General features: G+C 71.5%; 22 protein-coding genes. 10 read left to right on the top strand and 12 right to left on the bottom strand.

Annotation, left to right across the window (positions count from 1 at the left end):
* The first annotated feature begins 272 nt into the window (after positions 1-272).
* The gene (locus OG490_RS25575; RefSeq protein ID WP_330298614.1) at positions 273-614 is read left to right on the top strand and encodes an ATP/GTP-binding protein; all 342 of its coding nucleotides are present in this window, start codon (positions 273-275) and stop codon (positions 612-614) included.
* A 34-nt stretch (positions 615-648) separates the two neighbouring features.
* On the opposite strand, the gene OG490_RS25580 is transcribed toward OG490_RS25575, so the two are convergent.
* The 7 genes from OG490_RS25580 to mce all read right to left on the bottom strand — a co-directional run bounded on the left by OG490_RS25580 (position 649) and on the right by mce (position 11,049).
* The gene (locus OG490_RS25580; protein ID WP_330298615.1) at positions 649-1,512 is read right to left on the bottom strand and encodes an ABC transporter permease; all 864 of its coding nucleotides are present in this window, start codon (positions 1,510-1,512) and stop codon (positions 649-651) included.
* Positions 1,509-2,660, bottom strand: a complete 1,152-nt coding sequence (locus OG490_RS25585) for an ABC transporter ATP-binding protein (protein WP_330298616.1) — start codon at positions 2,658-2,660, stop codon at positions 1,509-1,511. Before OG490_RS25585 ends, OG490_RS25580 begins: the two co-directional genes overlap by 4 nt.
* A gap of 133 nt (positions 2,661-2,793) precedes the next feature.
* Entirely contained in the window at positions 2,794-3,570 is a 777-nt protein-coding gene (locus tag OG490_RS25590) for an ABC transporter permease subunit (RefSeq protein ID WP_330298617.1), read from the bottom strand.
* A 2-nt stretch (positions 3,571-3,572) separates the two neighbouring features.
* Entirely contained in the window at positions 3,573-4,625 is a 1,053-nt protein-coding gene (locus OG490_RS25595; RefSeq protein WP_330298618.1) for an ABC transporter ATP-binding protein, read from the bottom strand.
* Between the two features lie 85 nt (positions 4,626-4,710).
* Complete coding sequence (locus tag OG490_RS25600; protein ID WP_215033977.1) at positions 4,711-5,649, bottom strand: cellulose-binding protein; 939 nt, start codon at positions 5,647-5,649, stop codon at positions 4,711-4,713.
* Positions 5,650-5,850: 201 nt separating this feature from the next.
* A complete protein-coding gene (gene scy / locus OG490_RS25605; RefSeq protein WP_330298619.1) occupies positions 5,851-10,440 on the bottom strand; it encodes a polarized growth protein Scy in 4,590 nt (1,529 codons plus the stop codon).
* Positions 10,441-10,620: 180 nt separating this feature from the next.
* The gene (gene mce / locus OG490_RS25610; protein ID WP_330298620.1) at positions 10,621-11,049 is read right to left on the bottom strand and encodes a methylmalonyl-CoA epimerase; all 429 of its coding nucleotides are present in this window, start codon (positions 11,047-11,049) and stop codon (positions 10,621-10,623) included.
* A gap of 137 nt (positions 11,050-11,186) precedes the next feature.
* Here mce and OG490_RS25615 point away from each other — a divergent pair, with 137 nt between their 5' ends.
* From OG490_RS25615 to OG490_RS39230, 3 genes are read left to right on the top strand one after another with little or no spacing between them, the layout of a single operon-like run.
* The gene (locus OG490_RS25615) at positions 11,187-12,386 is read left to right on the top strand and encodes an acetyl-CoA C-acetyltransferase (RefSeq protein WP_330298621.1); all 1,200 of its coding nucleotides are present in this window, start codon (positions 11,187-11,189) and stop codon (positions 12,384-12,386) included.
* Positions 12,387-12,442: 56 nt separating this feature from the next.
* On the top strand, positions 12,443-13,429 hold the full coding sequence (gene meaB, locus OG490_RS25620) for a methylmalonyl Co-A mutase-associated GTPase MeaB (RefSeq protein WP_330298622.1): 987 nt from the start codon (positions 12,443-12,445) through the stop codon (positions 13,427-13,429).
* 40 nt (positions 13,430-13,469) lie between these two features.
* Positions 13,470-13,544: a 50S ribosomal protein bL37 gene (locus tag OG490_RS39230; protein WP_099895366.1), complete on the top strand. Its 75-nt coding sequence runs from the start codon at positions 13,470-13,472 to the stop codon at positions 13,542-13,544.
* A gap of 99 nt (positions 13,545-13,643) precedes the next feature.
* On the opposite strand, the gene OG490_RS25625 is transcribed toward OG490_RS39230, so the two are convergent.
* The 5 genes from OG490_RS25625 to OG490_RS25645 all read right to left on the bottom strand — a co-directional run bounded on the left by OG490_RS25625 (position 13,644) and on the right by OG490_RS25645 (position 17,049).
* Complete coding sequence (locus tag OG490_RS25625; RefSeq protein ID WP_330298623.1) at positions 13,644-14,276, bottom strand: PepSY domain-containing protein; 633 nt, start codon at positions 14,274-14,276, stop codon at positions 13,644-13,646.
* A gap of 123 nt (positions 14,277-14,399) precedes the next feature.
* Positions 14,400-14,876: a MarR family winged helix-turn-helix transcriptional regulator gene (locus OG490_RS25630; RefSeq protein ID WP_330301064.1), complete on the bottom strand. Its 477-nt coding sequence runs from the start codon at positions 14,874-14,876 to the stop codon at positions 14,400-14,402.
* Positions 14,877-14,945: 69 nt separating this feature from the next.
* The gene (locus OG490_RS25635; RefSeq protein WP_330301065.1) at positions 14,946-15,749 is read right to left on the bottom strand and encodes an AIM24 family protein; all 804 of its coding nucleotides are present in this window, start codon (positions 15,747-15,749) and stop codon (positions 14,946-14,948) included.
* 11 nt (positions 15,750-15,760) lie between these two features.
* On the bottom strand, positions 15,761-16,411 hold the full coding sequence (locus OG490_RS25640) for an AIM24 family protein (protein ID WP_330298624.1): 651 nt from the start codon (positions 16,409-16,411) through the stop codon (positions 15,761-15,763).
* Complete coding sequence (locus OG490_RS25645) at positions 16,411-17,049, bottom strand: AIM24 family protein (protein ID WP_330298625.1); 639 nt, start codon at positions 17,047-17,049, stop codon at positions 16,411-16,413. The genes OG490_RS25640 and OG490_RS25645 overlap by 1 nt, the downstream gene beginning before the upstream one ends.
* A 158-nt stretch (positions 17,050-17,207) precedes the next feature.
* Between OG490_RS25645 and OG490_RS25650 the strand changes: the two genes are divergently transcribed.
* The 6 genes from OG490_RS25650 (at position 17,208) to OG490_RS25675 (ending at position 22,015) form a co-directional block, all read left to right on the top strand.
* Positions 17,208-17,552 carry a DUF3817 domain-containing protein gene (locus OG490_RS25650; protein ID WP_330298626.1) on the top strand — a complete coding sequence of 115 codons (345 nt, stop codon included), beginning with the start codon at positions 17,208-17,210 and terminating at the stop codon, positions 17,550-17,552.
* The gene (locus OG490_RS25655) at positions 17,549-17,845 is read left to right on the top strand and encodes an MTH1187 family thiamine-binding protein (RefSeq protein WP_330298627.1); all 297 of its coding nucleotides are present in this window, start codon (positions 17,549-17,551) and stop codon (positions 17,843-17,845) included. The genes OG490_RS25650 and OG490_RS25655 overlap by 4 nt, the downstream gene beginning before the upstream one ends.
* A 181-nt stretch (positions 17,846-18,026) precedes the next feature.
* The gene (locus OG490_RS25660) at positions 18,027-18,755 is read left to right on the top strand and encodes a hypothetical protein (RefSeq protein ID WP_330298628.1); all 729 of its coding nucleotides are present in this window, start codon (positions 18,027-18,029) and stop codon (positions 18,753-18,755) included.
* Complete coding sequence (locus tag OG490_RS25665) at positions 18,752-19,432, top strand: DUF4166 domain-containing protein (protein ID WP_330298629.1); 681 nt, start codon at positions 18,752-18,754, stop codon at positions 19,430-19,432. Before OG490_RS25660 ends, OG490_RS25665 begins: the two co-directional genes overlap by 4 nt.
* Positions 19,429-20,070, top strand: coding sequence for a TetR/AcrR family transcriptional regulator (locus OG490_RS25670; RefSeq protein ID WP_330298630.1), 642 nt, complete (start codon positions 19,429-19,431; stop codon positions 20,068-20,070). The genes OG490_RS25665 and OG490_RS25670 overlap by 4 nt, the downstream gene beginning before the upstream one ends.
* A gap of 190 nt (positions 20,071-20,260) precedes the next feature.
* Complete coding sequence (locus OG490_RS25675) at positions 20,261-22,015, top strand: glycosyltransferase family 2 protein (RefSeq protein WP_330298631.1); 1,755 nt, start codon at positions 20,261-20,263, stop codon at positions 22,013-22,015.
* The last annotated feature ends 2 nt before the right edge of the window (positions 22,016-22,017 follow it).

Below are 22,017 nucleotides of genomic sequence, written 5' to 3' on the forward strand. Positions count from 1 at the left end.
CGCCTTTAGCCTCCTCGCGGCTGACGCGGCCTCCCCAGGCGGACCGGTTCCTCACTCGGTATCAACGTCTTACCGGCAACAACGTCTGACACGTGCCAAAGGCACGGCCTGGGGGCAAAGTTATTGGGATTGTCAGGCCAGTCACGCGCTTTTCGGATGGTCGGCCGGATGGCCGGCCGGATGGTCGTCCTTCAGCCACCCTGCGGGTACCCCGTCTCGCTGCGCGTAGTCTGAGAGAAAGTCACTGCCGTCCGCCCATCCGTGAGGTATACGTGTCACCGCGCCACAACCGCCCCAGGGGCGGCGAGAATCCAGCCGATCGTTCGGACCAGGGCTCGGGCCCGGGGAATCTGGACCGGTACGGACTGGAGCGCACGGAGGAGTACCAGGGCGAGGAGTGGAAGGTCCGGCACGTCGCGGGCGCGAGCGCGGCGGGCAAGCGCTACCGCTGCCCCGGCTGCGACCAGGAGATCCCCTCCGGCACCCCGCACCTGGTGGCCTGGCCGGAGTACGGCGGGGTCGACGACCGCCGGCACTGGCACAAGGCCTGCTGGAACGCGAAGGACCGCCGCACCTCCAAGGTGCAGCGGTCCCGCAACGCGCCGAAGTACTGAGACCCGGGGTCCGGCAGGATCCGGAAGAGACGGCCTACACGTCCCGGCGGCCGACCACCACGTACGAGGCGGCGACCGCGCAGCCCGTCACCACCAGGATCAGCACCATGTGACCCGCGCTGCCCGGCAGCGGCGAGCCGCCGAAGGCGGGACTGCCACCGCTGTTCGGCAGGCCGAACAGCTCGATCAGCGCCGTGGGCACGTTGTACTGCAGGAGGGCACGGCCGATCGGGGCCAGGGCGTCCCAGATGCCCAGCACGGCGCCTATCACCGGCGGCAGCGTGACGAGGCCGAGCATCACGGCGATCGCCCCGGCGGAATGCCGCACGAGCGTCCCGACCGACAGAGCCAGCACGCCGAGCAGGGTGACGTAGAAACTGCCCAGCAGCATGGAGACCCACTCGCTGCCCGAGTGCACCCCGGAACCGGGACCGCCGCGCAGCATCGACGCGGACAGCCCGACCAGCGAGACCGATCCGGCGATGGTGAGGAACGCGGTGATGCCGAAGACCAGGTACTTGGCGGTGAGCACCCGGTACCGGTCGGGGGCCGCCGTGAAGGTGGTGCGGATCAGGCCCGTGCCGTATTCGGAGGTGACCGTGAGCACCCCGAGCACCATCACCGGCAGCTGGCCGACCAGCAGGCCGAAGACGGCGGGCGTCGGGAACGGCATCTGCTCGTAGTCCACGGACGTGGTCTGCAGGATGACCGCGGCGCCGATGCCGACCACGAGCAGCACCAGGGACCCGAGCGTCCACATCGTGGAGCGCACCGAGGTCAGCTTCGTCCACTCCGAGGCCAGCGCGTGGCCCAGGTGCGGCTGGGGGTTCGGCAGCGGCGAGCTGTATCCCTCCGGCTGCCGCTGGTCCCCCTGGGCCGTGGTCGTCGGGGCTGTCATCGGGAGTCCTCGGGGGTGGGTACGGGCGCGTGGGGCGGGGAGGGTACGGGTTCGGGCGCGGCCGAGGCCAGCTCGCCCGGGGTGCCGGGCATCAGGAACGGCCTGCCGTCCGCCCCGGGCGGCGGCGGCGCGAAGAAGCCCGCCTGCGGGACCGCGAGGGCCGCGGCGGCGTCCTCCTCCCACTCGGGGACGCTGAGCGGCTCGGGCTCCCACAGCTCGGCGCGGGGGTCCTCGGTGGAGGTGTACTCGACGGAGGACTGGGTCATCCGCATGTACGCCTCCTCCAGCGAGGCCCGGTGCGGGGACAGCTCCCACAGCCGTACGCCCGACTCGTGCGCGAGATCCGAGATCCGGGGCAGTTCCAGCCCGGTCACCCGCAGCGCCCCGTCGGGCTCCTTGAGTACCCGGCCGCCCGCCTTGGTCAGGACGGAGCCCAGGGTGTCCCAGCCGCGCGGGTCGGTGTCGGCGGTGCGGACCCGTGCGAATCCGGCCGAGTTGTGCGTGATGAAGTCCTGGGTGCTCATGTCGGCGAGCAGCCGGCCCCGGCCGATCACGATCAGGTGGTCGGCGGTGAGCGCCATCTCGCTCATGAGGTGCGAGGAGACGAAGACGGTGCGGCCCTCGGCGGCGAGCCGGCGCATCAGGTTTCGGACCCAGAGGATGCCCTCGGGGTCGAGGCCGTTGACCGGCTCGTCGAAGAGCAGCACTTCCGGGTCGCCGAGCAGGGCGGTCGCGATGCCGAGCCGCTGGCCCATGCCGAGCGAGAAGCCCTTCGTGCGCTGGCGGGCGACGTCCTGGAGGCCCACGACGCCCAGGACCTCGTCGACCCGCTTCTCGGGGATACCGGAGAGCTGCGCGGTGGCCAGCAGGTGGGTGCGGGCCCGGCGGCCGCCGTGCATGGCCTTGGCGTCGAGGAGGGCGCCGACGTGCCGCTGGGCGTTGGGCAGCTCGCGGAAGGGCAGGCCGTTGATCGTGACCCGGCCGGAGGTGGGGCGGTCCAGGCCCAGCACCATGCGCATGGTGGTGGACTTCCCGGAGCCGTTGGGCCCCAGGAATCCCGTCACGTGACCGGGCCTGACCTGGAAGGACAGGTCGTCGACGGCGGTCTTCGCGCCGAAGCGCTTGGTCAGGCCGACAGCCTCGATCATTGCTCTGCCCCTTGCCAGGCGGGGACGAAGTTCGCCCTGTAAGGGTTAAGAGGATATCCAGTCTCCTACGGTTCCACCCCGTCCCCGACCCTGACCTGCCCCTGAGACCGACCCGGGGATCTCCCGTAGTGCCTCAGGCGTCCCTCTTCTTGAGGACGAGGTAGCCGCCGATCACCGCGGCGGCCACCCACAGGACCATGATCCCGAGTCCGCCCCAGGGCCCGTAGGGAGTCGCGGGGCTGCCCATCGATTCCGGCACGATCTGCATGATCTTGGAACCCGCCTTGTCGGGCAGGTACTGGCCGTATTTCCGGGTCGCCTCGAAGCTGCTGAGGAGGTTCGAGACGATCAGGAAGAAGGGGACCAGCACGCTGATCGAGGCGACCGAGCTGCGCAGCATCGCGGCCACGCCCATGGAGAACAGGGCGAGGAGCGCCATGTACAGGCCGGCGCCGACCACCGCGCGCAGGACGTGTTCCTTGCCGATGCCGGTGGCGCGGTCACCGAGGATCGCCTGGACGAGGAAGAACGAGACGAAGCTGGTCAGCAGTCCGACCAGCAGCGCCAGCACCGTGGCGACGGTGAGCTTGCCCAGCAGGAAGCTGCCCCGCCGGGGGACGGCGGCCAGCGAGGTGCGGATCATGCCCGAGCTGTACTCGGTGCTGACGACGAGCACACCGAAGACGATCATCGCCAGCTGGCCGAACTGCATCCCGGTGAAGCTCAGCAGGGCGGGGTCGAAGGTCGCCTTCTCCTCCGGCTTCATGCTGTCGAAGCTCGAGTTGATCAGGGCGCTGATGCCGGAGCTGAACCCGACGGTGGCGAGGAAGGCGACGGCGAGGGTCCAGCTCGTGGAGGCGACCGTACGGATCTTGGTCCACTCGGACTGGAGGACGGGGGCGAGAGCCATGATCACGCACCGCCCTTGCGCTTCGCAGCGGAGTCGCGACCGGTTTCGAAGCCTGCGCCCCACGCGGGTACGTCGGCCGGCCGGGCCGGGTTGTCGGCGGCCATGCCGGGTGGCGGCGCTCCCTGGGTCCCGTACCCCGGGGTCCCCGGCGCGTGGGCGTGGTACTCGACGGAGTCCGCCGTCATCCGCATGAACGCTTCTTCCAGTGAAGCCCGCTGCGGGCTGAGTTCGTGGAGCACGATCTGGTGCTGGGCCGCCAGCTCGCCGAGCCGCTCGGCCCCCACGCCGTCGATCTCCAGCGTGCCGGTGGCCGGGACGCTGATGGCGTCGATCCCGGCCTCGTGCAGCACGTCCTTCAGCCGTTCCTGCTGGGGAGAGCGCATGCGGACGTAACTGCGGGAGTTCTGCTGGATGAAATCGGCCATCGACAGGTCGGCGAGCAGCTTTCCCTGTCCGATGACGACCAAATGCTCCGCGGTCAGAGCCATTTCGCTCATCAGATGGGAGGAAACGAAGATCGTCCTTCCCTCGGCCGCGAGCCCCTTCATAAGATTGCGGATCCAGAGAATTCCCTCCGGGTCCAGACCATTGACGGGTTCGTCGAACATCAGGATCTCCGGGTCTCCGAGCAGTGCGGAGGCGATCCCGAGTCGCTGGCCCATCCCCAGCGAAAATCCTTTCGACTTCTTCTTCGCCACGGCCGTCAGGCCGACGAGGTCCAGCACCTCGGACACCCGGGCGCGCGGGATCCGGTTCGACTGGGCAAGGCAGAGCAGGTTGTTGTACGCGCTGCGGCCGCCGTTCATCGCCTTCGCGTCCAGCAGTGCCCCGATGTACTTCAGTGGCTCCGGCAGGTCCCGGTAGTGCTTCCCGTCGATCCGGACCGTACCGCTGGTCGGGTTGTCGAGGTCGAGCATCATGCGCATGGTCGTGGACTTCCCCGCCCCGTTGGGGCCGAGGAAGCCGGTCACCACCCCCGGTCTGACCTGGAAGCTGAGGTTGTCCACGGCGGTCTTGGCGCCGAATCGTTTGGTAAGGCCCTCAAGCTCGATCATTGGGCCACGCTAGAACGCCCGAGGGCCCTGCGCCACCTCTTGGAGGTGTCACAGGGCCCTCGGGCGCGAGTCGAACGTGAGACGACTAGCGGCTCTGCTGCGCCGGGACGCCGCGGGTGACCGGCTCGTCGTCGATCGGGGAGGCGGCGGCCGCGACGGCGGCACCCGTCAGCGTCGCCAGCATCTCGCGGACGTTGGTGAGCTGAGCGTTGATCGAGTCGCGGCGGTTGGTGAGCGCCGCCAGCTCGCGCTCGGACTCGCTGCGGATCCGGTCGGCCTTGGCGTTGGCGTCGGCCACGATGTCCTCGGCCTGGCGCTGCGCGGTCTCCACGGTCTGGCGGGCGCGGCGCTCGGCGTCCGTACGGAGCTTCTCGGCCTCCAGGCGCAGCTGCTCCGCGCGGTGCTCGATCTCCGCGAGGCGCTTCTCGGCCTTGGCCTGACGGCCGGCCAGGTCGCGCTCCGACTGCTCGCGGCGCTTGGCCAGGTTGGTCTCGAAGTCCGCGGCGGCCTGGGCGGCCTTGGCGCGGGTCTCCTCGAAGAGCGCGTCGGCCTCCTCGCGCTTGGAGGCCGCGTCCTTCTGGGCCTCGGCGCGCAGGGTGGAGGCGTCGCCCTTGGCCTTCTCGACGATCCGGACGCCCTCGTCCTCGGCCGTCGACTTCCGGTCGGCTGCGAACGACTCGGCGTCGTTGCGCACCTGCTGGGCGGCCGACTCGGCCAGCTCACGGTGCTGCTCGGCGGCGCGACGGGCCTCCTCACGCAGGTCCTTCGCCTCCTCCTCGGCCAGGCGCAGGATCTTCTCGACCCGGGCACCGAGGCCGGCGTACGACGGCTCGGCGTCGTTCACCTGGGCCTGGGCGTTCTGCGTCTCGAGGTGCAGCTCCTCGATCCGCTTTTCCAGAGAGTTGATACGTCCAAGGGCGCTGTCACGGTCGGAGACCAGCTTGGTGATGCGGTCGTCCACCTGACCGCGATCGTAACCACGCCGCACGAGCTCGAAGCCGAAGGGGGAGGAAGTGTCGCTCATGGGGTTCCTGTCGAATGAGACGATGAGGTGCTACGTGAGGAGATGGATGTTAAGGGGAATCCTAGGCGCCAGGACGGCGTGTCATCGAGTCAATCCGCGTTTGATCTGGACAATGACACCCCTTTTGAGTGGCAAGGCGACAGAATGCTTGTCACTCGTTCGCCTGAACTTCTATCAGGAGCACGCATTCACGTGTACTGACTAGCCGTCTGACGTCTTGCCACCCGAACGAGTGGAACCCGCTGCCGCGCCGGCCTTCACGCCCCCCGCGCCCTGGCCGCCGACCCCGGGCTTCGCGCCAACCGAAGGCGCCTCGAATGATTCCAACGCCTCAAGAACGTCCTGGACACGGGAGATCTCCGCCTGAATGTCCTCGCGCCTGCGCACCAGGACCTCCAGCTCGCGCCGGCCCTCCTCGACGAGCCGCTCGGCCTCGGCCTTCGCCTCCGCGAGCCGGCCCTCGGCCTCCCGCACCAGCTCCGCCTTCTTCTGCTCGGCCTCCTTGAGCAGCGCCTCCGCCTTGCGCACCGCGGCGATGCGGACCTTGCCCGCCTCGCTGCTCGCGTCCGACACCAGCGCCTTGGCCTTCGACTCGGCCTCGACGCTCTGCTCGGTCGCCGCCCGCACCAGCTTGTCCACGCGCTCGCCGGCCGACTTCATCTGCTCGGCCGACTCCCGGCGGGCCCGCTCGTGCAGCTCCTCGACCTCGCCCTCGACGCGGCCCCGCAGCTCCTCCGCCCGCTCCCTTATGGCCGACGCGTCCGTACGCGCCCCGACCAGCAGCTCGTCGGCGTCCGTACGGGCCTTCTCCACCAGGGAGTTGCCGTCCACCGTCGCCTCGGAGGTGATCCGCGCGGCCTCCTTGCGCGCCGCGTCGACCATCGCGTCGGCCTGCTCCTCGGCCGCCGTCGTCGCGGCCAGGGCCTGCTTCTGCGCGTCCCCGGTCAGCTTCTCGGCCTCCGAAGAGGCCTCCGTGATCAGCCGGTCCACCTGCTTCGCAGCCTCGCTGCGGCGCTTGTTGGCCTCCTCGCGGGCCTCGTCCAGCAGCCGCTCCGACTCCGAACGCGCCTCGCCGCGCACCCGCTCGGCGTCGGTCGCGGCCTCCGCCTTGACCCGCTCCGCCTCGGACCGGGTACGGGTCGCGTGCTCCTGCGCCGAAGACAGCGACTCCGAGGCCTCCGCACGCAGCCGCTCCGCCTCGTTGGAGGCCTCGCCGACCGTGCGCTCGTTGTCCTTGCGGGTCTGCTCGGTGAGCCGGTCCGCCTCCGCGACCGCCTCGGCGACCAGGTGGTCGGCCTGCTCGGCGGCCTCGGTACGGAGCCTGCCCGCCTCGGCGCGCGCCTCGTCGAGGGTCTGCTCGGACTCCCGCTCGGCGCCCGCCAGGGTCTCGTTCGCCGCGACCGTGACCCGGTCGGCCTCCGCGGTGGCCTCGCCGATGATCCGGCCGCCGTCCGCACGGGCGTCGTCCAGGGTGCGCGCCGCCTCGGCCAGCAGCCGGTCGGCCTCGGCCCGCGCCTCGCCGACCGTGGCCTCGTTCGCCACGCGCGTCTCGTCGACCAGCCGGTCGCCCTCGGTGCGGGCGTCGACCAGGACCCGGGCCGCGTCCCGCTCGGCGCTCGCCAGGGTCTGCGCCGCCTGGTCCGTGAGCCGGCCCGCTTCGGCGCGGGCCCCGTCCAGGGCGTCCGAAGCCTCGGCGCGCAGCGCCTTGGCGGCGGCCTCGGCCTCGGAGATCGTGGCCGCGTTCGCCGCGCGGGTCTCCTGGGTGAGCTTCTCGGCCTCAGAAGAGGCCTCGGTGATGAGCCGGTCCGCCTGCTCGGCGGCGTCCGTACGCAGCCGGTTGGCCTCGGCGCGGGCTTCGTCCAACGTGCCCGCGGCCTCGGCGCGGGTGTCCTCCGCCGTCGAGAGCGCCGCCTCGGTGAGCCGGTCGGCCTCGGCCTGCGCCTCGCCGACCGTGACCGCGCCCGCGGCCTGGGCCTCGGCCGTCAGCCGCTCGGCCTCCGCCGTCGCCTCGGCGACGATCCGGCCGCCCTCGGCGCGCGAGGACTCCAGGGACTCCGCCGCCTCGCCGCGGATCCGGTTCGCGTCGTCCCGGGCGTCCGCCTTGGTACGGGCGGCATCGCGCTCGGACGCGGCCAGCGCGTCCGTGGCCTCCGTACGCACCCGCTGGGCGTACTCCGCGGTGTCAGTGCGCAACTGCTCGGCCTCGGCGATCGCGTCGCCCACGGTCCGCTCGGCCAGCGCCTTCGCCGCGTCCGTCTCGGTCCGCGCCTCGCTGCGGATCCGGTTCGCGTCCTCGGTGGCCCGCTCCCGCTCCGCGTACGCGTCGCCGCGGACCCGGTCGGCCTCCTCGCCGGCCTCCGTCCTCGTACGCTCCGCCGCGTGCTCGGCCGCGCTGCGCAGCCCCGCGATCTCCTCCTCGGCCTGCTCGTGCAGCCCGGCCACGGAGTCGCGCACCTGCTGCGCGGTGGCCTCGGCCGCCGCGACCACCTCGGACGCGCGCCGCTCGGCCTCCTCGGTGAGCCAGACCGCCTCGGCCTGGGCCTCCTCGGAACGCTTGCGGGCCTGGGCGAGGAGCTCCTCGCTCTCCTCCCGTGCCTGCGCCCGCTCGCTCTCGGCGTCGGTGCGCGCCGAAGCCAGGGTCTCCTCGGACTCCCGGCGACGCCGCGCGGCCTCCTCCTGGGCGGCCGAAAGGGCCTCGGCGGCTTCCTGCGCGACCCGCTCGGCGGCGGCCTTGGCCTCCGCGCGCAGCCGGTCGGCGGTCTCCTGAGCCTCGGAGCGCAGCCGCTCCGCCTCGGCCTCGGCCTCGCCGGTCAGCCGCACCGCGGCCTGCTCGGCCTCGGCGCGGACCCGGCCGGCGTCTTCCGCCGCGTCGGTGCGCAGCTGGTCGGCCTCCGCCTCCGACTGCGTCTGCAGGGTGCGGATCCGCTCGGCGGCCTCCGCGCGCAGCCGGTCGCTCTCCTCGGTGGTCTCCTTGCGGATGTTCTCCGCGGCCGCGCGGGCGTCGCGCAGGGTCTGCTCGGCCGTCGAGAGCCGCCCCTCGGCGTCCGCGTGGAGCCGTACGAGCTCCTCGTCGGCCTCCGCCCGCTTCGCGGACAGCGCCTGCTCGGTCTCCTCGCGCCGCACGGCAGCCGCGGCGTCCGCCTCGGCCCGTACCGCCTCGGCCTGCTCCTCGGCCTCCGCGCGCAGCCGCTCGGCCTCGGCGCGGGTGCGGTCCAGGGTCTCCTCGGCCTGCTTGCGCAGGGTGGTGGCCCGTTCCACGGCCTCGCCGCGGACCCGCTCGCTCTCGGTGGTGGCGCTCGCGCGCACCTCGTCGGCGTCCGCCCGGGACTTGCCCAGCAGTTCCTCGGCGGTGCGGGCCGCCTCCTCGATCTGCTGGATCGCCTCGCGGCGGGCCTCGCCGCGGATCCGCTCGCCCTCGGCGACGGCCTCCGCGCGCAGCTGCTCGGCCTCGCCGCGCAGCCGGCGGGCCTCCTCCTGGAGCTCGACCGTGCGGGCCCGGTACTCCTCGGTGTCGTCCTTGGCCGCGCCCTTGAGCTCGTCGGCCGTGGTCGCGGCCTGGGTGCGCAGCCGCTCGGCCTCCGCCTCGGCCTCGCCGCGGATCCGCTCGGCCTCCTCGGACGCAGCCCGGGTGGTGGCGCGGGCGTCCTCCGAAGCCTTGTTCAGGACCTCCTCGGCGGTGCGGGCCGCCTTGGCCAGCTGGGCCGCCGCGTCCTCGGCGGCCGCGGTACGGGCCTGCTCGCCGGCCTCGGCGCGCAGCCGGTCGGTCTCCGCGCGGGCGTCGGCGAGCGCCTGCTCGGCCTCGGCCTTGAGGGTCTCGGCCTCCTTGTTGGCCTCGCCGACCAGGCGGGCCACCTGCTCCTTGGCCGTACGGGTGCGCTGCTCGTTGACGGATTCCGCGGAGGCCAGCTGGCGTGCGGCGCTCTCCTTGGCGTCGGCCAGCAGCTTCTCCGCGGCGGCGCGTGCCTCCCGTAGGGCCCCGTCGGCCTCCTGGGCGCGCTGTTCGGCGACCCGGCCCAGGTCCATCGTCTGCTGGCGGGTCTGCTCGGCTTCGGCGGTGGTGGTCGAGCGCAGCCGCTCCGCGTGCTCGGTGGCCTCCTGGGCCTGCGAGGAGGCGGCGGTCAGCAGCCGCTCGGCCTCCTTGCGGGCGCGCAGCAGCGTCGACTCGGCCTCGGCGCGCGAGGCTTCGTTGTCGGCGGCGAGCCGGCGGGTGGCCTCGGAGGCGACCCGGGCGGCCTCGGCGCGCGCGGCGGCCAGGGTCTGCTCGGCCTCGGCGCGGGACTCGTCCATGAGCCGGCGGGCCTGCGACTCGGTCCGGGCGCGCAACTGCTCGGCCCAGGCCACGTTCTCGTTGACGTGGGCTTCGACGGTCTGGCGGCGCTCGCCCAGCTCCTGGTCCAGGCGCTGGCGGCGGTTGACGGCCTCGGCGTGCAGCTCGGCCTGGAGGCGTGCCTGGTGTTCGGCGTGCTCCTGCAGGATGCGCTGGGTCTGCGCCCGCACGTCGCGCAGTTCGCGCTCGGCGTCGGAGCGCATCTGGTCGGCCTGGATCTGGGCATTGCGGAGCAGCTGCTCCGCCTGGTAGCCCATGTCCGCGCCGTCGTACGCGGGGCGGGACGCCAGATTCCGGCGTACCTCATGGAGCTTGGCGCGCAGCACCTCGACCTGGTAGCCCAGGTCCTCGGCGTGCTGGAAGGCCTTCCCGCGCTCCTTCTTCAGCCGCTCCATCTCGGCTTCGAAGCGCGAGAGATGGTCGGCCTCGGCCTGATGGCTCTCCTGGCTTTCGTAGCCCCGCACAGCGCGGTCCCATCCGTCCCCTGGTCGCAAGCTCACTCCCAAATGAGCATCGTCCGCCCGCTGAACGACGCCCCCGGGGAATGGTGTCAGATACCGGGTCAGGCACTACAGGCCCCGACCCCGTCCGCACCGAACCCCGGCCGAGCCAAACGCCACTCTACCGGCCGGGGAAACGGGGCATCAGTGCTCAGGGTTGCTCGTGACCAGTTCGGTCAGGACGCCGTGGCAGTCCTTGGGGTGGAGGAAGGTGATCTGGGAGCCCATCGACCCCGTGCGGGGCTGGTCGTAGAGGACGCGGACGCCCTTGCCGCGGATGGCTTCGGAGTCCGTCAGGACGTCCGCGGTGCCGAAGGCGATGTGGTGGACGCCCTCGCCGTTCTTGGCGAGCCACTTGCCGACCGCGGAGTCCTCGCGGGTGGGTTCCAGGAGCTGGAGGTAGGAGGCTCCGCCGTCGTCCGTGGCGTTGATCTTGAGCATGGCCTCGCGGACGCCCTGCTCCTCGTTGACCTCGGAGTGGAACACCTCGAACCCGTAGGTGGCACGGTAGAACTCAACCGTCTTGTCCAGGTCGAAGCAGGCGATCCCGATGTGGTCGATTCTTGTCAGCATGGAGACAGTGCAGCGCTACGAGCGGTGGTTACGCAACGTGCGCGCGATCACACTGACGGGCCGATGACGCCACGGGTACCGCTCAGTACATTCGGGTAAACCCTCGTTCACTCCTCATCTTCAAGGGGCTGTGCTCCATGTCCGGAACGAACAACACCACGTCAGTGATCGTCGCCGGGGCCCGCACGCCCATGGGACGGCTGCTCGGTTCGCTGAAGTCCTTCTCGGGTGCCGACCTCGGCGGCTTCGCCATCAAGTCCGCGCTGGAGCGGGCCGGGATCTCCGGCGACCAGGTCCAGTACGTGATCATGGGTCAGGTGCTCCAGGCCGGAGCGGGCCAGATCCCCGCCCGGCAGGCGGCCGTCAAGGCCGGAATCCCGATGAACGTGCCCGCGCTCACCATCAACAAGGTGTGCCTGTCGGGCCTCGACGCCATCGCCCTGGCCGACCAGCTCATCCGTGCCGGTGAGTTCGACATCGTGGTCGCGGGCGGCCAGGAGTCCATGACCAACGCCCCGCACCTGCTGCCGAAGTCCCGCGAGGGCTTCAAGTACGGCGCCATCGAGATGCTCGACGCGATGGCCTACGACGGCCTCACCGACGCCTTCGAGGGCATCCCGATGGGCCTGTCCACCGAGACGCACAACACCCGTCTGGGCATCGAGCGCGCCCCGCAGGACGAGTTCGCGGCCGCCTCCCACCAGCGGGCCGCCGCCGCGCAGAAGAACGGCGTCTTCGAGGCCGAGATCACCCCGGTCGAGATCCCGCAGCGCAAGGGCGACCCGGTCGTCTTCTCGGTGGACGAGGGCATCCGCCCGGAGACCACCGTGGAGTCCCTCGGCAAGCTGCGCCCGGCCTTCACCAAGGACGGCACCATCACCGCGGGCACCTCTTCGCAGATCAGCGACGGCGCCGCCGCCGTGGTCGTGATGAGCAAGGCCAAGGCGCAGGAGCTGGGCCTGGAGTGGCTCGCCGAGATCGGCGCCCACGGAAACGTGGCCGGTCCGGACAACTCGCTCCAGTCGCAGCCGTCCAACGCGATCCTGCACGCCCTGAAGAAGGAGGGCCTGGGCGTCGAGGACCTGGACCTCATCGAGATCAACGAGGCCTTCGCGGCGGTCGCCGTGCAGTCAATGAAGGACCTCGGGGTGACCCCGGAAAAGGTGAACGTCAACGGCGGCGCCATCGCCCTGGGACACCCGATCGGCATGTCCGGCGCCCGCGTGGTGCTGCACCTGGCGCTGGAGCTCAAGCGTCGCGGCGGCGGGGTCGGCGCGGCCGCGCTGTGCGGTGGCGGCGGGCAGGGCGACGCCCTGATCGTCCGCGTCGCCCCGTAGCCGCGGCCGTAGCCGCAGCACCCGTACCCGTACGAGAACCGAGGAGTGCAGCACCCATGACGGCGGCGGACGTCCCCCAGCTGGTGGCCCAGGCACGCGAGGGCCGGCCCAGAGCCGTGGCCCGGCTGATCTCGCTGGTCGAAGGGGCGTCCCCGCAGCTGCGGGAGGTGATGGCGGCGCTGGCGCCGCTCACCGGCAACGCGTACGTGGTGGGTCTGACGGGGTCTCCGGGCGTCGGCAAGTCCACGACGACCTCGGCGCTGGTCACCGCGTACCGCCAGGCCGGCAAGCGGGTCGGCGTCCTCGCCGTCGACCCGTCCTCGCCGTTCTCCGGCGGTGCGCTGCTCGGCGACCGGGTGCGGATGTCGGACCACGCCTCCGACCCGGGGGTCTACATCCGGTCCATGGCCACCCGGGGCCACCTGGGCGGTCTGGCCTGGGCGGCCCCGCAGGCGATCCGGGTGCTGGACGCGGCCGGCTGCGAGGTGATCCTGGTCGAGACGGTCGGGGTCGGGCAGTCGGAGGTGGAGATCGCGGCGCAGGCCGACACCTCGGTGGTGCTGCTGGCCCCCGGGATGGGCGACGGGATCCAGGCCGCGAAGGCGGGGATCCTGGAGATCGGCGACGTCTACGTGGTGAACAAGGCCGACCGGGACGGAGCGGACGCCACCGCCCGGGAGCTGAACCACATGCTGGGCCTGGGGGAGTCCCGGTCCAAGGGCGACTGGCGGCCGCCCATCGTCAAGACCGTCGCTGCCCGGTCCACCGGCATCGACGAGCTGGTCGAGGCCCTGGAGAAGCACCGGGCCTGGATGGACGAGCGCGGGGTGCTGGCGGAGCGCCGTACGGCGCGGGCGGCGCGCGAGGTCGAGACCATCGCGATCACCGCGCTACGGGCGCGCCTGGCCGATCTGCACGGCAACGCCCGGCTCGACGACCTGGCGGCGCGGGTGGCCGCGGGCGGGCTGGACCCGTACGCGGCGGCGGACGCACTGCTGGCGTCCTTGACGGAACCGGATGCGGAGCCGACGGGCCGGTCATAGACTGGCGAACGCCCGGAATGCCCCGACGCAGGGAGGTTTCATGGCCAAGCGCGGCAACAAGAAGCGAGCCCGCAAGAAGAAGAAGGCGAACCACGGCAAGCGTCCCAACGCCTGACCGTCCCGCCGGAGAACTGACCACACGCCGAAGCCGCACCCCGTCCACGGGGTGCGGCTTCGGCATGTCCTGCCTGGGGCTCTGCCGCCCTGGGCCGCTCTAGTTGTTCTCGTCGCTGTTGTCGCTGTTGTTGCCGTAGTCGTTGTTCGAGTCGGAGTTGGACGTGGTGACCTTGCCCGACGTGGGGTCGACGTGCACGTTCGTGGTGCGGCCGCCGTTCTTGATCTCCACGCCCCAGTAGCGGCTGTTGCCGTTGCCGTTGCCGTTGTCGGAGTTGTCGTCGTTCTCCCAGTTCACCGACCAGACCGTCCCCGGATGGGCGACGAGGGCCGCCTTCATGGCCTGCTGGGCGTTGTACTTCGCGGCGAGCAGGGTGGTGTATTCGTCGCCGTTGTCGTTGTTCTGCTCGGTGTTCCCGACCGTGGCCGAGCCGGTGGCCCCGTCGACGATCACCTCGGCGTAGCCGCCGTTCTTGCCGATGACGTTGACGTGCCAGATGGAGCCGTCCTTGTCGAGGGACTCCACGGTTCCGGGGTACTTCTGCAGGGCCGCCGAGGCGGCCCCGCCGGCGTCGACCCCTGCGCGCTGGAGCGCGGCGGAGACGGCGGGGGCGGTTCTGGCCGCGTCGGTGGTGGCGGTGGATGCGGCGGCGGCCGCCACCGGGCCCCCGACCAGCAGGACCACGGCCGCGGCCGACGAGACGTACAGCGTGCGGTTGTGCGTGCGCTTCATGGCTTGGACCTCCTCAGGCCGGCCAGAGCGCTTACGGTTGCTCGGCGAGCGGCCGGCGAGCGAGCGTTACCACCCATTCTCCGGGCCGCCGCCGAGGACCGCGCGTTCGCCAGGTCAGCCCGGTCAGGCCTTGCCGCGATCGGCCCGCAGGTGCTCGGCGACCGGCCCCAGGGACGCGCGTAGAGCCGCGAGGGCGTCCGGCGGGAGCAGGTCGATGAAGTGCCGGCGGACGGACGCCACGTGGTGCGGGGCGACCTTGCGCATGGTCTCCATGCCCTCCGGGGTGAGGACGGCGTACAGCCCTCGACGGTCGGACTCGCAGTTCATGCGGCGGACCAGGCCCGCCGATTCCATGCGGGTGATCTGGTGGGAGAGCCTGCTCTTGGACTGGAGGGTCGACGTCGCGAGGTCGCTCATCCGCATCCGGTGGTCTTCGGATTCCGAGAGGTTCACGAGGATCTCGTAGTCGTTGTTGGTGAGCCCGAAGGGCTGGAGATCCTTTTCCAGCTGGTGCATCAGCAGCTTGTTGACGTCCAGGTGGGTGCGCCAGGCGCACTGCTCGGCATCGTTCAGCCACTGCGTGGCCGTCCCGGTCTCGATGGTCTCCATGAAAGAACTCTACCTAAGAAGTTGAATTGCGTACAAAGATGACGAGGGGTGCGGACGGGGTCACAGGCCGAGACGCCGCTGGAGATCGCCCAGCTGTCCCGGCATCCGGGGCACGCCCAGCTGCCCGAGCGGACCCTGACCGGCTCCCGGCACCCCCTGCTGGTTGCCCGAGGCCGCCCCCGCGCCCACGGCGCCGATCGCCTGCTCGGCCATCAGCAGCTCCGAGGACTGCATGAGCACCGTCCCGGCCCCGACGAACTCGAACTGGTGCTCCTCGCCCGAGGAGCCCCCGATGCCCGTCAGCGAGCGCAGGCCGCCGATCACGCCCGACATGTACCCGTGGTCGTAGTGGTGACAGGGGGAGGGACAGTCCGCCCACCCCACCAGCGCCTGCGGGTCCACGCGCAGCGGCGGCTCCATGAACACCACCGGTCCGTTGGACGCCGCCACGAACTTCCCGGTTCCGATCAGGGTGAGAAAACCCGGGACGATCGACTGCTTCAGCGCGAGCGTGGGCTGGTAGGCGAGCAGGTTGCCCGACCGGATGGTCAGGTTTCCGTTGTCCAGGTCGTACGAGTTCACGTCGAAGGCCCGGTCGGCGAGCAGCATCTTGCCCTGCCCCTCGGCCACCACCCAGTCACTGGCGTGCAGCGGAGAGTGGAAGCTGGTGCGCAGCAGCCGGTCGAAGCGGCCGTGGCCGATGCCGTTGAACTCGATGCGCCCGTAGTACGAGATCATCTTGCCCTTCTGCAGGAACCACTGGCTCCCCTTGAGCTCCACGCAGAAGGTGTAGGCGTTGACGTTGTCGTCGGACGGCAGGGTGTGCGGGTCGTAGACCGTCGGGCCACCGGGGCCGCCGGTCACAGGTCCGAAATTCACAGTTTTTCCTCCGAGGCCTGTACGTACACAGCGCCCTGGCCGGACAGCTCCAGCTGGAACGCCTCGCCCGAGCCGCGCCCGACCATGTCCCGCCAGCCCAGCGCCGTGGAGAGCTTGTTGCGGACGTCGCCGTGGTGGGCGACGTAGGCCTGCGGGTCCACATGGATCGGCCGCTGGGGGGTGATCGGGAGTTCGATGACCCCGCCGTGGGCCATCACGGCCACCGAGCCGTGGCCCTTGAGGGTGGTGGTGAACAGGCCCTGGCCCGTCACCTGGCCGCGCACCATGCCCATGACCCCGCCCTGCGAGCCCATGAACATCGTGCCCTGCTGGAGGCTGCCGTCGAAGGCCAGGAGCCGGTCCGCCTCCACGTAGAGGGTCTCGCCGGTCAGGTTGATCACCTGGACGTGGTGGCCGCCGTGGCCGAACATCACGGTGCCGCTGCCCTCGACGCTCATCAGCGGGGTCTGCTCGTTCGCCACGCGGCGCCCGATCATGCCCATCACGCCGCCCTGACCGCCGGTCAGGCTCGGGGTGAAGGAGACCTCGCCGCGGTAGGCGAGCATCGCGCCGCGCTGGCTGTACATCTTCTGCCCCGGTACGACCTGGGCCTCGACCACTTTGGAGTTGATCTCGCGGAACGGCATCAGATGTCGCCCCCGATGGTGTTGCGCTCGCTGGGCTGCACGTAGACCAGGCCCTCGCCCTCGAAACGGATCTGGAAGGCCTCGCCCGAGCCCTCGCCGATCAGGGTGCGGAAGTTGATCCCCGACTGGAAGGACTGCTGGAGGTTCCCGGTGTGCGCCACGTACGCCCCCGGGTCGACGGAGAGCGGGTACTGGGCGCTGACGCGCAGCACCACCGCGGGGCCGTCGGAGGTGATCGCCGCCTGCCCGTTGCCCTCGACGGTCGTGGTGAACAGGCCGTTGCCCGTCACCCCGCCGCGCAGGCCGGTGAAGGTGGTGCCGGTGCGCAGGCCGGCATCGGTGCACAGCAGGTTGCTGGACTCGACGTAGAGCTTCTCGCCGCGCAGATTGACCAGATTGATCTCACTCGCCCGGTCGGCGAAGAAGCAGGTGCCGTGACCCTGCACTTCCATCACGGTCATCTGCTCGCCGGTGAGCCGCCGGGTCACCATCCCGCGGAGGCCTTCGCCGCCGCCTGTCATCTTCTTGAAGGCCATCTGGCCGTCGTACGCGACCATGGCGCCGTTTTTTGCTTTGACGGCGTCCCCGGTCAGGTCGACGGCGAGCACCTTGCTGCCTTGGAGTCTGAACTGAGCCACGGGAAGACGTTATCGGCAGCGGGCGGGGCGGAACAGGGCCCGTTGGCCGATATCGGCCGGGAATGGTCGGTTCCGCCGGGATCGGCCCCCGGGGCAAGATCGCCCCGGGTGGCTGAGACACTGGGACGGACCCCCGGCCTCCACCCCGAAGGTTCCACGTGGACATCAAGACCGCCACCGCCCTGCACCGGCTGCGCCTCATCTCCGTACCCGAAGCGCTGTCGTTCCCGGCCCTGCTGATCTTCGGCTCGGTGCTGAGCCGGATCTCGGACATCGACTACCTGATGATGCCGCTCGGCATCCTCCACGGGATCCTGTTCGTCATCTACGCGGTGTTCCTGCTGGACGTCTGGATCACGGCGAAGTGGCCGCTGAAGAAGGTCGCACTGTTCTTCCTGCTGGCACTGCTGCCCTTCGGCGGGCTCTACGGCGACCGGCTGCTCAAGCGCGAGGAGTCGGCCGGCGTGCTCGCGGCCCGTGCCCGTGAGGCGGCCCGCGCATGATGATCGCCTTCTCGGTGACCCCGCTGGGCGTCGGCGAAGAGGTCGGCGAGTACGTGGCCGACGCCGTCCGCGTCGTACGGGAGTCCGGACTGCCCAACCGCACGGACGCCATGTTCACCACCATCGAGGGTGAGTGGGACGAGGTGATGGACGTGGTGAAGCGTGCGGTGGAGGCCGTGGAGGCGCGCGCGCCCCGGGTCTCCTTCATCCTCAAGGCCGACATCCGCCCCGGTGTGACCGACGGGATGACCTCCAAGATGGAAACCATCGAGCGGCACCTCGCCGAGGGCTGATCCCGCCCCCTTTCTTCTTCTTCGCGACAGCGCCCCCGGCCCAGCGGCCGGGGGCGTTTGCCGTTTCCCGGTTTTGAGCGGGCGCTCAAACTCTTCCCAGGAGGTATTGAGCGGCCGCTCAAATTCGGCTACCTTGCGGTTTGAGCGATCGCTCAAACCGCGAAAAAGGGGGGTGCCGGCCTTGGGTCTGTACGTCGAGACCGTCATCCGCACCGACATGGCGCGGCTCTGGGACCGGAGTCAGGAGCCCGACCAGCACCAGCGCTGGGACCTGCGGTTCACCTCCATCACCTACCTGCCGCGGGCGGGCGAGGACGAGCCGCAGCGCTTCCGCTACGCGACGCGCCTGCTGCCCTTCCTCTCCGTCCACGGCACCGGGATCTCCGCCGGGGAGCGCCGGCGCGCCGACGGCACCCGGGTCTCCGCCCTGCGCTTCTCCTCGCGCCACCCGCTCTCGCTGCTGGCCGAGGGCAGCGGCTACTGGCGCTACGTCCCCGACCCGGACGGCGGCCCCGGCATCCGCTTCCTGACCGGCTACGACTACCGGCCCCGCTGGGGCCGCTTCGGCGCCCTCGCCGACCGGCTGGTCTTCCGGCCGCTCATGGGCTGGGCCACCGCCTGGTCCTTCGACCGGCTGCGGCTCTGGTGCGAACGCGGAACCACCCCGGGCCGCGCCCTCGCCCGGGCCCTCGCCGAGAGCGCCGTCCGGCTCCTGGCCACCGCCACCGCCCTCGCGTACGCGCCCCTCGCGGCCGCCCTCGCCGTCGGCCTCCTCGCCCTGCTGCTCCCGCCGCTCCCCGGCACCCCCGCCGCCCGCCGCTGCCTGCGCACCCCGCCCGGCCGGGTCCCCGCCCCCGAGCCGCGCCTCCTCGCCACGCTGAGCCCCCTGAACACCCCGGAGCCGTCATGACCTCGATGTTCCGCGCCCACATGGGCGCCGCCTTCGACCGCCTGCACCCCCAGCTCCAGCGCCGCTTCTCCGTCGGCCTGGACAGCGGGGAGGCCTGCGTCGGGCGCGGCACGATGGACCGGATCTGGCACGGCGGAGCGCACGTCAAGCCGTTCCTGCGGCTCGGCGGGATGCGCAACATCCTGGTTCCGCGCGAGGGCAGGGACGTGCCCTTCGTCATAGAGAACTTCCCCTACCTCGACTCCTTCGGCCGCGAGACCGTCACCTTCGTGCGCACGTTCCAGCTGCCCGGCGGGCCCCACCGGTTCGACGCCACGATGGTCCACAGCCCCGAGCGCGGCAGCATCCTCGACTACCTGGGCACCCACCAGCACCTCGCCACCGACCTGCACCTGAGCGCCGAGCCCGACGGCTCCCTGCTCATCCGCTCCGGCGAGCACCGCTTCCGCGAAGGCCCCGTCGACGTCCGCGTCCCCGACTTCATCGGCGGCGACGCCGAGGTCCGCGAGTCCTTCGACGAGGCCACCGGCCGCTTCCGGATCCGGGTGCGGGTGGTCAACCGCCGCTTCGGCCCGCTCTTCGGGTACGAGGGCTCCTTCGCCGCCGAATACGTGGACGTCCGCGGCCGCGAGCTGCGGCCGGACCTGCGCCCCGTCCGCGAGGAGGTCCGCGCGTGAGCGCCGCCAGCGAAGCCACCCGGCACAAGCTCCTCGACGGGGCCCTGCGCACCCTGATCGAGCAGGGCATCGGCAAGACCTCGGCGCGCACCATCGCCGCCACCGCCGGGGTCAACCAGGGGCTGATCTTCTACCACTTCGGCTCCGTCGAGGAGCTCCTCTGCGCCGCCTGCGTCTTCGGCGCCGAGCAGCGGGTCGCCCGCTACCGCGAGCGGTTCGCGGAGCTCGGCTCCCTCGCCGAATTGCTCGCCTTCGCCCGGCAGATGCACACCGAGGAACGGGGCAGCGGCCATGTGGCGGTCCTCGGGCAGCTGCTGGCCGCCGGGCAGGCCCAGCCCGCCCTCGCGGCCGCCACCGCCGCCGGGCTCGGGCTGTGGGTCGCGGAGCTGGAGTCGGTGCTCACCCGGCTGCTGGCGGCCTCCCCGCTCGCCGGGTTCGCCGACCCGGCCGGGCTGGCGCGCGCCGCGGCCGCCTCCTTCGTCGGCATCGAGCTCTACGAGGGGGTCGACCCGGCGGGGGCCGGGCGGGCCCTGGACTCCCTGGAGCAGCTCGCCGCCCTGGCGCAGACCCTGGAGGAACTGGGGCCGCTGAGCCAGCGGGCCGTGCGCCACGGGCTGCGCAAGGGCGCCCGCCGCTGACGGCTCCGGCCGCACGGGTACCCGTACGGCGGTCGGGGCGTTCGGGGTCCGACGGCCGCGCGGGTACCCGTACGGCCCTGCGCGCGCCCCGGTCCTGAGAACCGCCCGCTCGGCCGAATCCAGTTCGACACGCCTAGGTCTGTCCCCTTTCGTTGGGATATCAACCTCGGTTTCGAGCACTGGAGGGACCGTGCGGCCGGAAGGCTTCGACTACGAGACCCACAGCCGTCTCGCCGGCCCGTTCGAGGAGCCGGATCCCACCGCCGCCTACCGTGTCGCCTACCGCTCGCTGCTCTCGCGCGAGGAGCCGCGGGCCCGAATACGGGCCGTCGCCCTCATGACGCTCGCCCCCCTCGCCGCCGCCGGCCTGCTCCTCTACCTCGTCTGGCCCACGCACTGGACCGTCCGCGAGGGCGGCGAGCGCTGGCTGGTGCACCTCGACTCCGTGATGCTCGGCTCCATCGCCCTGATCATGCTCTTCATGCTGGTCAACGTGGTCTCGATCGCCCACGCCACGATGGTCGCCCGCGACCCCGTACCGGTCCCCGCCGAACCGGGCACCCGGGTCGCCTTCCTCACCACCTACGTGCCCGGCAAGGAACCCCTGGCGATGGCGGCGGCCACCCTGCGCGGGGCCGTGCGCATCCGCCACGGGGGACCGCTCGACGTCTGGCTCCTCGACGAGGGCGACGATCCCGGGGCCAGGGCGCTGTGCACGGAGCTCGGCGTACGCCACTTCACCCGCAAGGGCGTGGCCGAGTGGAACACCGCGAAGGGCGCCCACCGGGCGAGGACCAAGCACGGCAACTACAACGCCTGGCTGGCCCGGCACGGCGGGGACTACGACTACTTCGCCTCCGTGGACACCGACCACGTACCGCTCCCGAACTACCTGGAGCGGATGCTCGGCTACTTCCGGGACCCCGACACCGCCTTCGTCGTCGGCCCGCAGGTCTACGGCAACTACACCGCCGCGGTCACCAAGGCCGCCGAATCCCAGCAGTACCTCTTCCACGCCCTGATCCAGCGCGCGGGCAACCGCTACGGCGCCCCCATGTTCGTCGGCACCAACAACGCCGTACGGATCAGCGCCCTGAAACAGGTCGGCGGGCTCTACGACTCCATCACCGAGGACATGGCCACAGGCTTCGAACTGCACCGCCGCCGCAACCCCGCCACCGGGCGGTTCTGGCGTTCCGTGTACACCCCCGACGTCCTGGCCGTGGGGGAGGGCCCGACCTCCTGGACCGACTTCTTCACCCAGCAGCTGCGCTGGTCGCGGGGCACCTACGAGACCCTCCTGCGGCAGTACTGGCACGGCTGCTTCCGGATGCCCCCGGGCCGCTGGCTCAACTACACGCTGATGCTCGTCTACTACCCGATGACGGCCGTCAACTGGATGCTCGGCATCCTCAGCTGCGTCCTCTTCCTGTGGTTCGGCGCCTCCGGCACCCAGGTCTCCTCCGAGGTCTGGCTGATGCTCTACACCGACGCCGCCGCCCTCCAGGTCGGCCTGTACCTGTGGAACCGCCGCCACAACGTCTCGCCCCACGAACCCGCCGGCTCGGGCGGCCTGGCCGGCATGGCGATGTCCGCGATCTGCGCCCCCGTCTACCTGAAGTCCCTCGGCTCGGCCGTCCTGCGCACCAGGGGCCGCTTCGTCGTCACCCCCAAGGGCGGCGACGCCAGCCCCGACCGGCTGGCCACCTTCCGCATCCACCTCTTCTGGGCCGCCGTCCTCGCCGCCTCCCTCGCCGCCTCCGTCCGCTACGGGCACACGCACGCGGCCATGCGGATCTGGGCGGTGCTCGCCCTGGCCGTGGCCCTCGCCCCGCTGGCCGCGTGGGGGACCACGGCCGTACGGGGCCGCCGGGGGGACCGCGAGCCCGGCGGGGAGCCGGGCGGGGAGCCGGAGCCGGCGTTCGCGACGACCGGAGGCGAGTGAGC

The sequence above is a fragment of the Streptomyces sp. NBC_00503 genome (assembly GCF_036346895.1).
Lineage (GTDB): Bacteria > Actinomycetota > Actinomycetes > Streptomycetales > Streptomycetaceae > Streptomyces.